The organism is Microvirga thermotolerans (assembly GCF_009363855.1).
GTDB classification, from domain to species: domain Bacteria; phylum Pseudomonadota; class Alphaproteobacteria; order Rhizobiales; family Beijerinckiaceae; genus Microvirga; species Microvirga thermotolerans.
This window is the reverse complement of record NZ_CP045423.1, coordinates 1,093,901-1,106,869: the sequence shown is the minus strand read 5'-3', so window position 1 is coordinate 1,106,869 and position 12,969 is coordinate 1,093,901. Positions and strand designations below refer to the sequence as shown.

13 protein-coding genes, 1 tRNA gene and 1 pseudogene are annotated in these 12,969 nt (G+C 67.4%); 6 read left to right on the top strand and 9 right to left on the bottom strand.

The window, feature by feature from the left end:
- Window positions 1-24: 24 nt before the first annotated feature.
- Genes GDR74_RS05125 through GDR74_RS05115 form a run of 3 tightly spaced genes read right to left on the bottom strand, consistent with a single transcriptional unit; the run spans window position 25 to window position 2,407 of the window.
- The gene (locus tag GDR74_RS05125) at window positions 25-1,527 is read right to left on the bottom strand and encodes a tripartite tricarboxylate transporter permease (protein WP_152585290.1); all 1,503 of its coding nucleotides are present in this window, start codon (window positions 1,525-1,527) and stop codon (window positions 25-27) included.
- Window positions 1,528-2,190 (bottom strand): tripartite tricarboxylate transporter TctB family protein, encoded by a 663-nt coding sequence (locus GDR74_RS05120; protein WP_152585289.1) that lies wholly within the window; start codon window positions 2,188-2,190, stop codon window positions 1,528-1,530. It abuts the gene before it with no gap.
- 10 nt (window positions 2,191-2,200) lie between these two features.
- A complete protein-coding gene (locus GDR74_RS05115; protein ID WP_152585288.1) occupies window positions 2,201-2,407 on the bottom strand; it encodes a hypothetical protein in 207 nt (68 codons plus the stop codon).
- 58 nt (window positions 2,408-2,465) lie between these two features.
- Between GDR74_RS05115 and GDR74_RS05110 the strand changes: the two genes are divergently transcribed.
- From GDR74_RS05110 to GDR74_RS05100, 3 genes are all read left to right on the top strand, one after another.
- A complete protein-coding gene (locus tag GDR74_RS05110) occupies window positions 2,466-3,206 on the top strand; it encodes a TerC family protein (RefSeq protein WP_152585287.1) in 741 nt (246 codons plus the stop codon).
- 96 nt (window positions 3,207-3,302) lie between these two features.
- On the top strand, window positions 3,303-4,001 hold the full coding sequence (locus GDR74_RS05105) for an AzlC family ABC transporter permease (protein ID WP_152585286.1): 699 nt from the start codon (window positions 3,303-3,305) through the stop codon (window positions 3,999-4,001).
- Window positions 3,998-4,324 (top strand): AzlD family protein, encoded by a 327-nt coding sequence (locus GDR74_RS05100; RefSeq protein WP_152585285.1) that lies wholly within the window; start codon window positions 3,998-4,000, stop codon window positions 4,322-4,324. Before GDR74_RS05105 ends, GDR74_RS05100 begins: the two co-directional genes overlap by 4 nt.
- Here GDR74_RS05100 and GDR74_RS05095 read toward each other — a convergent pair.
- The 5 genes from GDR74_RS05095 to murA all read right to left on the bottom strand — a co-directional run bounded on the left by GDR74_RS05095 (window position 4,286) and on the right by murA (window position 8,394).
- Complete coding sequence (locus tag GDR74_RS05095) at window positions 4,286-4,777, bottom strand: arsenate-mycothiol transferase ArsC (protein WP_425486954.1); 492 nt, start codon at window positions 4,775-4,777, stop codon at window positions 4,286-4,288. The genes GDR74_RS05100 and GDR74_RS05095 overlap by 39 nt on opposite strands.
- Entirely contained in the window at window positions 4,774-5,259 is a 486-nt protein-coding gene (locus GDR74_RS05090; RefSeq protein WP_152585283.1) for a UPF0262 family protein, read from the bottom strand. The genes GDR74_RS05095 and GDR74_RS05090 overlap by 4 nt, the downstream gene beginning before the upstream one ends.
- 15 nt (window positions 5,260-5,274) lie before the next feature.
- Entirely contained in the window at window positions 5,275-6,567 is a 1,293-nt protein-coding gene (gene hisD, locus GDR74_RS05085; protein ID WP_152585282.1) for a histidinol dehydrogenase, read from the bottom strand.
- Window positions 6,567-7,010, bottom strand: a complete 444-nt coding sequence (locus GDR74_RS05080) for a DUF2948 family protein (protein ID WP_152585281.1) — start codon at window positions 7,008-7,010, stop codon at window positions 6,567-6,569. The genes hisD and GDR74_RS05080 overlap by 1 nt, the downstream gene beginning before the upstream one ends.
- 94 nt (window positions 7,011-7,104) lie before the next feature.
- Complete coding sequence (gene murA, locus GDR74_RS05075) at window positions 7,105-8,394, bottom strand: UDP-N-acetylglucosamine 1-carboxyvinyltransferase (RefSeq protein WP_152585280.1); 1,290 nt, start codon at window positions 8,392-8,394, stop codon at window positions 7,105-7,107.
- A gap of 377 nt (window positions 8,395-8,771) precedes the next feature.
- Here murA and hemA point away from each other — a divergent pair, with 377 nt between their 5' ends.
- The 3 genes from hemA to GDR74_RS05055 all read left to right on the top strand — a co-directional run bounded on the left by hemA (window position 8,772) and on the right by GDR74_RS05055 (window position 11,757).
- Window positions 8,772-9,998: a 5-aminolevulinate synthase gene (gene hemA / locus GDR74_RS05065; protein ID WP_152587659.1), complete on the top strand. Its 1,227-nt coding sequence runs from the start codon at window positions 8,772-8,774 to the stop codon at window positions 9,996-9,998.
- 63 nt (window positions 9,999-10,061) lie between these two features.
- A tRNA-Thr gene (locus GDR74_RS05060) sits at window positions 10,062-10,136 on the top strand.
- Window positions 10,137-11,139: 1,003 nt separating this feature from the next.
- Window positions 11,140-11,757: a DUF6448 family protein gene (locus tag GDR74_RS05055; RefSeq protein WP_152585278.1), complete on the top strand. Its 618-nt coding sequence runs from the start codon at window positions 11,140-11,142 to the stop codon at window positions 11,755-11,757.
- 518 nt (window positions 11,758-12,275) lie between these two features.
- Here GDR74_RS05055 and GDR74_RS05050 read toward each other — a convergent pair.
- Window positions 12,276-12,958: pseudogene (locus GDR74_RS05050) on the bottom strand (IS6 family transposase).
- Window positions 12,959-12,969: the final 11 nt, after the last annotated feature.

Sequence of the window (12,969 nt, the reverse complement as noted above, 5' to 3'; positions counted from 1 at the left end):
GGGGTTTCCCTGCCCGACCGGCAGCTACTCGGTGAAGACCTCGTCCCTCCCCTTCCGGATCGTCGGCAGCAGCGCCACGACGAGGAGCGCGACGGCGACGAGGAGCAGGCCGGCGCTGACGGGCCGGTCGACAAAGGTCCCGAGGGACCCCCGCGACAGGATGAGCGCCCGGCGCAGGTTCTCCTCCAGAAGCTTGCCCAGCACGAAGCCGAGGAGCATGGGCGCGGGCTCGAAGCCGAACTTGATGAGCAGGTATCCGACGAGGCCGAAGAAGGCGATGAACATCACGTCCGTCGGCAGGGAATTGATGGAGTAGATGCCGATGCAGCAGAACATCAGGATCGCCGGGAACATCAGGTGGTAGGGCACCTTGAGCAGGCGCACCCACATGCCCACCAGGGGCAGGTTGATGACGAGCAGCATCAGGTTGCCGACCCACATGGAGGCGATCATGCCCCAGAACAGGTCGGGATTGCGGGTCATCACCTGCGGACCCGGCACGATGCCGTGGATCGTCATGGCGCCCACCATCAGCGCCATTACCGCATTCGGCGGAATGCCCAGGGTGAGCAACGGGATGAAGGAGGTCTGCGCTCCCGCGTTGTTGGCCGATTCGGGCCCCGCGACCCCTTCGATGGCGCCGCGGCCGAAACGGCTCGGGTCCTTCGCGAGCTTCTTCTCCACCGTGTAGGAGGCGAAGGGGCCGAGCACCGCCCCGTTGCCGGGCAGGATGCCCAGCACCGCGCCGATGAAGGTGCCGCGCAGCACCGGCTTGTAGGACTGCCGGAAATCGTCCCGATTGGGCAGCAGGCGGCCGATGGCCTGGCGGACCACGTCCCGGGTCTCGGTATGGTCGAGGTTGCGCAGGATCTCGGCGATCCCGAAGACGCCCATGGCCAGGACCGCGAAATCGATGCCATCGCTCAGGAACTGGAGACCGAGCGTCATGCGCTCCTGGCCCGTTTCCAGGTCGGTGCCGACCGTCGACAGGAGGACCCCGACGAGGATCATCGCGACCGCCTTGAGGATCGATCCTCGCGCCAGCACCACGGCGAAGACCAGGCCCATGACCATGAGCGAGAAGTACTCCGCCGGGCCGAAGACGAGGGCGAGCCTCGTGAGCGGAGCGCCCAGCGCGGCAATGACGATGGTGGCGACCGTGCCGGCGAAGAAAGAGCCGATGGCCGCGATCCCGAGAGCCACGCCTGCGCGGCCCTGGCGCGCCATCTGGTGACCGTCGAGGGTGGTGACGACGGAGGTCGCCTCGCCGGGGATGTTCACCAGGATCGCCGTGGTCGAGCCGCCGTACTGTGCGCCGTAATAGATGCCGGCGAGCATGATGAGAGCGCCGGTGGGATCGAACCCGAAGGTGATCGGGAGAAGCATCGCAATGGTCGCGATGGGGCCGACGCCCGGCAGCACGCCGATGAGGGTGCCGACGAGACAGCCGAGGAAGGCGAGGACGAGATTCTGCAGGGAAAGCGCGACCGAGAAGCCGAGGCTCAGATTGGAGACCAGATCGCCCAACTAGACCTCCTCGGGCTGCGTGGCGACATCGATCGGACCGGTCTTGCGGCGTCCGCCCGACAGGTGGACCAGCACGGCGGCCGCGACCAGGATGGCGGCGAGCCCCCTGAGGATGGTCTTCTGCGACCAGGTATCGGGCAGGAGGCCGGCCAAGCTCTGGGGAAAGATCGGGATCGGCAGGTTCAGGAGGTCGCCGAAGAGGACCATGCAGAAGGGGGTCAGCCCGAGCGCCAGGACGAGAAGTTGCCGGAACCGGGCCTCCGGAGCGGCGTATCCGCCGATGACGATGGCGAGCGGCCCGGCGACGATCATCCCGAGGCCGGGGAGGTTCACGGGACCGAGGCTGAAGGGACGGATGGTGACCGCGAAGGCGAGAATGGCCAGCACCACGAAGAACGGCCCGCGCAGGCTCCAGGCCTCGAGCGGTTCGCCGTCCTTGAGGAAGGCCGCCGCGAGAAGGGCGAGGCCGCACAGCCCCACCCCGTAGGCGAGCCAGTCGGGCAGCATACCCGGCCCCATGGCGCTCAGGCGTCCCTGGGGAAGATCGCGGGTCAGCCAGAGGGCGAGCCCCGCCAGGAACAGCAGCGACAGCCCGGCGGCGAGGTTCTGAGGCGAACGGATGAGCCCGTGGCGATTCCGCCCCTGCCCCTGAGACATGGACATTCAACCTCCCTCAAGAGGCGCATTTCACGCGCGCGCCATGTTCTTCAACGTTCGGTTTGCGCCAAACCGGGTTCGGGATCAACCGACCCGGCAGAGTTTTCAAGGACTTTGCCTCCGTTTCCAGCCAATTGCGCGTACGACCTTCGACCAATCCGGAGTTTCGCAGCGCCCCCGCCGGAAATTCGGCAATTTTGATCTTTGAAAACCGGCGGCTCATATATACGTAAGCATCCTTACCCTCCCGAACGCATCCCGAAGATCTCCAAGGCCTGCGCATGGACTATTTTCTCTCAAGCACGTTTCTCCTGTCCCTGCTTCAGGTTATCTGGATCGACATCCTCCTCTCGGGCGACAACGCCGTCGTCATCGCCATGGCCTGCCGCTCGCTGCCGCCGCACCAGCGCAAGCTGGGCATCGTCCTGGGCGCGGGGGTCGCCGTCGGCCTGAGGATCGTCTTCGCCCTCATCATTTCCTACCTGCTCGGCGTGCCTTATCTGCGCATTGTCGGCGGACTGCTGCTGTTCTGGATCGCCCTCAAGCTGGTCCAGGGCGAGGAGGACGGCGACGGCCACGAGGTGAAGGCGAGCGACTCGCTCTGGAAGGCCGTCCGCACCATCGCCATCGCCGACGCGGTGATGAGCCTCGACAATGTGGTCGCCATCGCCGCGGCCTCGCGGGGGCATCCGGAGCTGTTCATCTTCGGTCTCCTCCTGTCGATTCCGCTCATCATGGTCGGCGCCTCGCTCATCACGAGCCTCCTCACCCGTTTCCCCATCTTCGTCTGGGCCGGCGCGGCGCTGCTCGGCTACATCGCGGCGGAGATGATCGTCACGGATCCCATCGTGCTCGGCTGGCTGGCGGGGTATCCCCATCTCGTCCTGCCCGATCCGGGCCATCCCCCGCTCGATCTCAAGCCGGTCGGGACCGTGCTCTACGGCGCGGCCGCCATCGGCGCCCTGATCGTGATCGCGGGTGGGTGGCTGCTGTCCCGGAGCGCGGCCCGGAAGGAGGCCTGAAGAAGGCCCCGCCGCTGGACCCCGCCGGACCTGCGCGGACGCCATTGACGGAAGCGGGGCCGGAGAGCACACAGCCGAACCAGCCCCGTCACGCCCATGTCCTCCCCTCGCCCCTCCTTCTCCCTCCCCGGCCTGCTGCCGGGCGCGCGCGCCGCGATCCCGGCCTTTCCCGGCTTCATCGTCTTCGCCATGGCCTTCGGCGCGGCGGCGGCGCAGAAGGGGCTCTCCCTCGGCGAGACCATGGGCCTGAGCGCCTTCGTCTACGCGGGCGCGTCCCAGATGGTCGGCCTGGAGATCTGGCAGAAGGTCTGGTCTCCGGCGACGATCCTCGCGATCGCGACGGTGACGGCGGTCGTGAACGCACGCATGATCCTGCTCGGAGCGACGCTGCAGCCCTGGCTCAGGCACGAGCCCCTGCCGCGCACGGCGCTCAACCTCTTTCTCGTGACGGAGGCCGGCTGGCTTCTGGGAACCCGCTACTACAGCGAGGGGGGGCGCGACACGGCGGTGCTGCTCGGCTGCGGCATCACGCTCTGGCTCGTATGGCAGGCCTCGACCTTCGCAGGCTACTTTGCCGGCGTCCTCGTGCCCGAGCCCCGTCGCTTCGGCCTCGACCTCGTCATGCCGGTCTTCTTCAGCGTCATGCTCGTGCCCCTGTGGAAGGGAGCCAGGCACGCCCTGCCCTGGCTCGTGGCGGGAGCGGTTTCCCTCGCCGTCCACGCCCTCGTGCCCGGCTACTTCTTCATCGTCGCCGGCGCCCTGGCCGGCGTGGTCGCGGGGATGCTGATCGAATGACCGATCCCGCCGCCCTCGCCGCAGGCCCCTGGGGCCCGGTCCTCGCCATCGCGGGCATGGCGCTCATGACCTTCCTCTGCCGGATCGCCGGCGCGGTGGTGATGAGTCGCGTCGCGATCACCCCGCGCATGGAGCGCGGGCTTCGCGCCCTGCCCGGCTCGATCATCCTCGCCACGATCCTGCCCATGACCGTCGACAGCGGCCCGCCGGCCTTCGTCGCCATCGCCGCGGGCGTGGTGACGATGGCTCTGACCCGCGCCGAGCTCGCGGGGCTCGCCGCGGGCTTAGGAACCCTCAGCCTCGTTCGGGCGCTGGGGTTCTGACCCTTGCCTGAGCCGCAGCCGGATGCGGTAGGACAGCCCGTCGCGCACGTTGCGATAGGCGTCGAGGACCTGCTCGCGGGTCCCCTGGACGAGGGTCGGGTCGGGGGTCGGCCAGTACTCCACCTCGGCGGCGACGGTGCGGGTCAGCTCCAGGGCGGCGTGGTGGGCCTCGGGAGAGAGGGAGATGATGAGGTCGAAGTTGAGCCCCTCCCACTCCTCCAGCTCGTGCAGGGTGCGCGGGCGGTGCTTGCTGCCGTCGATCCCGATCTCGTCGAGGGCGGCGACCATGAAGGCGTTGGGCTCCCCCTTCCGCACGCCGGCGGACTGGACGTAGATCGACTTGCCGAAATAGTGCCGCGCGATGGCCTCGGCCATGGGCGAGCGCACTGCATTCATGGCGCACACGAACAGGACGGAATGAACCCGCTTGGGCTGCGTTTCCGCCACCGTCAGCCTTTCCAGTGCAGGGCGAAGATCAGCGTGAAGATGCGCCGGGCCGTGTCGAAATCGAGGATCACCTTGCCTTCGAGGCGCTTCATCAGCAGCTCGGCGGCCTCGTTGTGCAGGCCGCGCCGGCCCATGTCGATGGCCTCGATCTGGGTGGCGGACGCCTCCCGGATCGCCTTGTAATAGCTGTCGCAGATCATCTCGTAGTCGCGGATCGTCCTGCGGAAGGGCGTCAGCGACAGATGATGGGTGACGAGGGGAGTGCCGTCCTGGGCCTTGATCTCGAGACAGAGCTTCTTCTCGACCAGGCCGATGTGGAGGAGGTAAGGGCCGCCGTCGTAGTGGGGCAGCGCGAAGAAGTTCTCCTCCAGGATGTCGTAGATGGCGATGGCGCGCTCATGCTCCTGGTCCGGATTGCCCCGGCCGATGGAAGCCTCGTCGAGCGTGACGGCGACCAACCGGCATCGCTCGTTCCCTGCGCTCGCCATGCGACCTCCGATCCGTCACAGGTTCAGGCGGATCGCCACCGATCGCGCGTGCCCCTCGAGCCCCTCCGACCGCCCGAGTGCGATGGCGGCCGGCCCGAGCGCTCTCAGCGCGCCCGGGTCGCATTTCAGGATCGAGGTGCGCTTCATGAAGTCAAGCACCCCGAGGCCGGAGGAGAAGCGCGCCGACCGGGCGGTGGGAAGGACGTGGTTGGGGCCGCCCACATAGTCGCCGATGGCCTCCGGCGTGTGGCTGCCGAGGAAGATCGAGCCCGCGTTCCGCACCTTCGCCGCCAGGGCTTCCGGATCCTGCGTCTCGATTTCGAGGTGCTCGGGCGCGAGCCGGTCCACGAGGGGGATGGCGTCGCGAAGGCTCTCCACCAGGATGATCGCTCCATAATCGCGCCAGCTCGCGCCGGCGATCTCGGCCTTCGGCAGGGTTTCGAGCTGGCGCCGGACGGCGGCTTCCACCGCGTCGGCCAGGGCGGGGCTGTCGGTCACCAGGATCGACTGGGCGACGGGGTCGTGCTCCGCCTGGGCCAGGAGGTCGGCCGCAACCCAGTCGGGATTGGCATGGGCATCGGCGAGGACGAGCACCTCGGAGGGGCCGGCGATCATGTCGATTCCGACCTGCCCGAAAACCCGGCGCTTCGCCGCAGCCACATAGGCGTTCCCGGGCCCCACGATCTTGCTCACCGGGGCGACCGATGCCGTGCCGTAGGCCAGGGCGGCGACGGCCTGCGCACCGCCGATGCGGAAGATTTCGTCGACCCCGGCGAGCCGCGCCGCCGCCAGGACGAGGGGATTGGTCTCGCCCCGCGGCGTCGGCACGACCATGACCACCCGCGGCACCCCGGCCACCTTGGCGGGCACGGCGTTCATCAGGACCGAGGACGGATAGCTCGCCCGCCCGCCGGGGACGTAGAGGCCGACGGATTCGAGCGCTGTCCAGCGCCATCCGAGCGTGACGCCGAGGGAATCGGTGCTCATCGAGTCCTGCGGGCGCTGGGCGCGGTGATAGATCTCGATCCGCTCCTTGGCGAGCGCGAGCGCGTCGAGGGTCTCCCGCGAGCATTGCGCCTCGGCGGCGTCGATCTCCTCGTCGCGGACGCGCAGGTCCTCCGGGCGGAGGTCCAGATGGTCGAAGCGGCGCGTATAGTCGATCAGCGCATCGTCGCCGCGGGCGATCACGTCGTCGATGATGGCGCGGACCGCCTGGTCCACGTCCTCCGACACTTCCCGCTTGGCCGAAAGGAGGGCGGCGAAGGCCTGCGCGAAGCCGGCCTCCCGCGCGTCGAGTCTTTGCGCCATCAGATCGGCTCCGCCGACGTCTCGCCGTGCGCGGGCCGGCTCTCGGCGGCCCAGACGGGTCCCAGGTCCTTCATCTGCATCTCGATGCAATCCACGTCGACCTGAATGGCCCCGCCTTCGGCGAAGATCAAGGTGGCGGTGCCCGACGGCGGATCCTTCTCCTCGAACGAGATGGCGAGAAGGTTGAGCACGGCGTCCCTGTTCGTCTGGTCGATGCCGCGCACGCGGACCGCCTTGACCTGCTGAAAATGCATGCCTGTCAGGCGCCGCTGCGGCGGCTGGTCGGGACCTGCCTCCCAGTCGAAGCGGCGGGCGACGATGGCGAAGCAGCGCTCCTTCGGCAGATAGGCAATGTCGCCGACGCGCACGATGGCATCCTGGAGATGCATCGAGATGACGGTGAGGTCGTCCCGGTCGAGAGCGACGAGTTTCAGGAGATCCATGAGCCTTGAACCTGTTGCTGAAGCCTTGACGGCTAGGTAGAGAGCCCATGCGCCGAGTGCAACCGCCGGCCCCTGCAACCGCTGCCGCGGCGCCTCAGCCCCTCAGCCTTTCGATGTCGGCGCCGCAGCGCGCGAGCTTGGTCTCCAGGGCCTCGAACCCCCGGTCGAGGTGATAGACCCGGTTGATCGTGGTCTCCCCTTCCGCCGCGAGGCCGGCGATGACCAGGGACACGGAGGCGCGCAGGTCCGTCGCCATGACCGGCGCCCCCTTGAGGGTCGGTACGCCCTCCACATAGGCGCTGTCGCCGTCGAGACGGATCCTGGCCCCGAGGCGGGCGAGCTCCTGCACGTGCATGAACCGGTTCTCGAAGATCGTCTCGCGGATGCGGGAGGTGCCGTTGGCCCGGGTCATGAGGGCCATGAACTGGGCCTGCAGGTCGGTGGGGAAGCCGGGGAACGGGTCCGTGGTCACGTCGACCGGCTGGATCCCGTTGCCGTTGCGACGGACGCGGATTCCGCCGACGGTGGGCGTGACGTCCGCTCCCGCCTGGCCCAGCACGTCCAGGGCGAACTGCAGGAGTTCCGGACGGGTGTTGGCGAGCATGATGTCCCCGCCCGTCATGGCCACGGCCATGGCATAGGTGCCGGTCTCGATCCGGTCGGGCAGCACCTCGTGAGTCGCGCCGCCGAGGCGGGAGACCCCCTCCACCGCGATCTCGGACGTGCCGGCGCCCTGGACCTTGGCGCCCATCTTCACGAGGCACTCGGCGAGGTCGACGACCTCGGGCTCCCGGGCGGCGTTACGGATCACGGTGGTTCCCTCCGCGAGGGTCGCCGCCATGAGCGCCACATGGGTGCCGCCCACCGTCACCTTCGGAAAGTCGATCTCGGCGCCCTTGAGGCCCTTCGCCGCCGTCGCGACCACGTAGCCGCCGTCGATCTCGATGGCGGCCCCGAGCTTGGCCAGGGCCATGATGAGCAGGTCCACCGGGCGCGTGCCGATGGCGCAGCCACCCGGCATCGACACCCGCGCATGGCCGAATCGGGCCAGGAGGGGCGCGATGACCCAGAAGCTCGCCCGCATGGTGGAGACCAGCTCGTAGGGCGCGCAGGTGTCGATGATGGACTTGGCCGAGAGGCGGATCGTCTGCCCGGTTTCCGTGGATTCGCCCGGGCGGCGGCCGGCGATCATGTGATCCACGCCCAGGTTGCTCATGATGCGCAGGAGCGACGAGATGTCGGCCAGGCGCGGCACGTTGGCGAGCTCCAGGGTCTCCTCCGTCAGGAGGCTCGCGATCATGAGAGGCAGGGCCGCGTTCTTGGCGCCTGAGATCGGAATCGTGCCCGTGAGAGGCGCGCCGCCCCGGATTCGAATGCGGTCCATGAAGATCCCCTTGCTTGAGACTGTGGCGAGCCCTGCCGCCCGGGCGCCCTGGCAGGCTAGTCGGACGGCTCGTCGCGTTCCTTTGAAACATTGGGCGCAGAATGAGCGGTTCCAGGGCCGCTTGCAACCTTGCGGCCCCGGGCCTGCGCCTTGCGCCGTTTCAAATTCTCCTTCAGGGCGGCTTTGAGGCGCTCGACCCTGTCCTGCGATTTATCCCCGGCCATGCTTCGCGCGACCCATCGTCGCCGCGACCCAATATAGGCTTCGCAGGCGGGGCTCAATCGGAATATCTCCTCATTCCGGCATTGACTGCGATCAATGAGGTCTGGTTCATGCTTCGCCATGATGGCGCGTGCATGGCTGCATCCGGTGAAATGATGGATTATCAAGCGTTCTTTACCTCGGCCCTCGACCGCCTCCAGGCAGAGAGGCGCTACCGGGTCTTCGCGGATATCGAGCGCCTCGCAGGCCGCTACCCGGAGGCGATCTGGCACAGCCCGGCCGGGCCGCGCCCCATCACCGTCTGGTGCTCCAACGACTATCTCGGCATGGGCCAGAACCGGGACGTGACCCGCGCCATGGTGGAAACCGCCTGGCGGATCGGCACCGGCGCCGGGGGCACCCGCAACATCTCCGGCAACAGCCACGCCATCGTCGGCCTCGAGGCGGAGCTCGCCGACCTTCACGGCAAGGAGGCGGCCCTCGTCTTCACGTCCGGCTACGTCTCGAACCAGACCGGCATCGCGACCATCGCCAAGCTGATCCCGAACTGCCTCGTCCTGTCGGACGCCCTCAACCACAACTCGATGATCGAGGGCGTGCGCCAGTCCGGCTGCGAGAAGGCGATCTTCCGCCACAACGACCTGGAGCACCTGGAGGAGCTCCTCCGGGCCGCCGGCGACCGGCCCAAGCTCATCGTCTTCGAGAGCGTCTATTCCATGGACGGGGACGTCTCCCCCATCCACGCCGTCTGCGACCTGGCCGAGCGCTACGGCGCCATGACCTACCTGGACGAGGTCCATGCGGTCGGCATGTACGGCCCCCGCGGCGGCGGCATCGCCGAGCGCGAGGGGGCCATGCACCGGCTCGACGTGATCGAGGGGACCCTGGGCAAGGCCTTCGGCGTCATGGGCGGCTACATCGCGGCCTCCCGGGCGGTGATCGACGCCGTGCGCAGCTTCGCCCCGGGCTTCATCTTCACCACCGCCCTTCCCCCGGCCATCGCGGCCGCCGCCACCGCCTCGGTGCGCCACCTGAAGGCCTCCTCGGTGGAGCGGCAGAGGCACCAGCGCCAGGTGGCCCGGACCAAGGCGGTCCTCTCCGGGGCCGGGCTGCCCCTCCTGGACACGACGACCCACATCGTGCCGGTGATGGTGGGGGACGCCGAGGCCTGCAAGGCGGCCTCGGACCGCCTGCTGGACCGGCACGGCATCTACATCCAGCCGATCAACTACCCCACGGTCCCCCGGGGCACCGAGAGGCTGCGCATCACCCCCGGCCCGTTCCACACGGACGCCCATATCGACGCCCTGGCCCGCGCCCTGGTGGAGGTCTGGACCGCCCTGAACCTGCCCCTGGCCCCCAAGGCCGCCGCAGCGGAATAAATTTGAACTTCAATCTTGCGCCGGCCGCCGCCCTGTGGCAGTAACCCGGCGCGCCCGACGCATGCTGCCGTAGCTCAGTGGTAGAGCACTCCCTTGGTAAGGGAGAGGTCGAGAGTTCGATCCTCTCTGGCAGCACCATTCATCCTCAGCGAAATGGGTCTCTCGCCTGTCTCTCGAAAAACCTGCCCGTCCAGGCGGGGTTGGGACGGGGCGGACCCCGTATCTGGTCTCTCCGATAGGCGAAATGAGCGTGCTTGCGCGATCCTAATGACCGGAATCCTCCAGGAAGGACACCGCCCTTTCCGCTCCATGCGATGCAGGCGAGGCGGAGAGCGGTTCGTACGGACATAAGGACCCGCTCGACCGCAGGTGGACCCGACTCGTTTCGGGAGTCCGAATCTCCCCTTTCCGCCGTCCAACCCTCGCGCCGAAATTCAAAAAATACTTTTTGATTCAGTCCTTTGCACCCACGGTACCGATGCACAGAGGCGGTACGCATGGCCCTGCGCATGATACCGCCGCGTGACCGGGGCGCCTCCGGGGCCTTCCCTCCGCGCACATCGTTGCGGCCATGCGGCCTGCCGCCGGCGAGGTCTTCGCGCTGACGATCCCACAGATCTCGAGCGCGGCCATGAACGTGTTCCTGGCGCAGTTTGCCCGAACCTTGCCGGGCGATCTGCATGCCGTTCCTTGTGCGCTTATCCCTCCATCCCGCACGTCGCTTCACAGGCGCGGCGGTATTATGAAGCGCCCGGCGGGAACGCGGGAATTGAGGATCGTCCTGATCGCGCAGAACCAGATCCCATCTCGCACGGACCGGTTTGAAAGCGGAGAACCGATCCGACCTGCACGAGGGCGCGGCCGGTGAGAGAGCCGCAGACGCGCGGTGAGACCTCGAAGCAACCTGCCCTGGCAAGTCCTGTAACCATCACGGCGACCAGGACGACCGTTCCGAGCCATGCCTTGTCCGAGCCATGCCTTGCGCATGCGGGGGCCCTCCTGCCTCGGCACCAGGCCCCGACGGATCGCGGAATGAATCGGCAACGAATGTCCGTCTTTGACAAATCGCAATCCGGCGGGCGCGGGTTCAGGCAGCATGCGGATTGTACAAGGGGGTGAACGCGGGCCAACGGAGGCGAGAATGTCAAAGCCTCTTGTCCTTATGGCGGCTCTCGTTGGGGCCGGCCTGAGCATTGTGCCGGTCGCCCGAGCCCATTGCGACGCGGTTGGCGGCCCTGTCGCCACAGCCGCGCTTCGGGCGCTCGACACCCACAACGTCAATGCCGTCCTGCCCTATGTCCCGGCCTCCGCGGAGCCGGAGCTGACCACGGCCTTCATCCAAGCCATGGCCGTGCGGACGGGCGGGCCTGACGCGAAGGCACTGGCCGATCGCTCCTTCATGGAGACAGCCGTGCGGCTGCATCGGGCTGGGGAGGGCGCCCCCCACACCGGGCTCAAGCCCGCCGGGACCGACTTCGGGCCAGCCATTCCTGCCGCGGAGCAGGCGCTGGCCACCGGCAAGGCCGAGCCGCTACTGGAGTTCCTGTCGCGCGAGATCGAGCATGGGGTGCGGGAACGTTTCGCCCACGCTGCCGGCGACAAGCTCAAGGAGCCCACGAGTGCGGCGGACGTGCCTGCCGCCCGCGAGCATATCCGCGAGGAGCTCGGGTTCATCGGCTATGTGGAGGCGATCTACCTTGCGATCAGAGACAGCCGTCATGCGGGGGCGCCTGCCGCAGCCGACCGATGCGGACATTAGGAGCGTAGCCGAGACTGTCGCTGAACGGAGCAGCAAGAGCCGATGATTGGGGCGAGCCGAGGAGCACCGTGCGAAGCCTGTCCTGTGCTCGCAGCAAGTTCATGGAGGCTGAACATGCCGATGGGACGAACCGTGATGAGCCTCTTGTTCGCCGTAGGGATAACGGTCCCCGATCGGACGCTGGCGCAGGTCGAGCAGTACAATGTCTGTTGGGGACAGGACGAAAAACAGTGCAAGGACCAGAGTGTGACCCCTGACCAGACGTTCTTCGCCTGCGAAACCGAGGGACATTTGGGCTACAGTTCGGAGTACGTCTGTCAGACCTTGTGCAAGAAGCCCAACAAGGCCGGAGCCTGTGAGACGTTCATCCGGTACGGCAGAGGGGGCGGTCGGTGCGGGTACATCTGGACCCACCTGCATTGCTACTGATGCGACGCGTTAAAGCGTTCAACGGCCTCTCGACGGCTCTGTCATGTGAACTGAAGTAGAGCTGCAACGGGCCCGATGAGCGGCCTCATTCAAGCGAGAGCGCTCGCAGATGGCCATTGCCCGCAGCCTCGGCCCTGAAGAGGCGCAACGAACGGCGCGAGACGAGATGACGCTCAAGATCGAAGCTGTTGTAGACGACGGAATGGATCGAGAGAGAGCTGGGCTGAACTGGGAGACTTGAAGCCCTGCATCCTGCGCTCTCGTCGTCGCACCACCGGATGAGAATTCTCGACCCGGATGTACTTGCGCAGACCCTGCTCATGGCGCGCCGCGAGGCCCAGTTATCGACTGGGCTGCCCCTATGGCGCCAGCGTGTCAGCCACAAGGACGCTCAGAGCGAAACCGTACTTCTTCAGGAGTTTACGCATGAGCTCCAGGGCAGCAGCTTCGTTGCGCCCGGGTTGGGCGAGGACAGCCAGGACCTTGCCCTCGCTGTCGACGGTTCGCCAGAGAAACATGCGTCTGCCCCGGATCGAGACCACCATCTCATCCAGGTGTCACGCACCGGCGGAGCAGGGCCGCAACCGACGGAGATTACAGGCAGAGGCTGGTCCGAATTCGAGTCCCACCGCCGGACCGGCCCATACAAGACATCGAGACGGCGTTCAGCAAGCAGATCCTCGACATCACGGTCGCTGAGCGTAAAGCGCAGGTAGAGGCAGACGGCATGCCGGATGATCTCGGGCGGGAACTGGCGACGAGAACAGGGGATGTGCCGTCTAC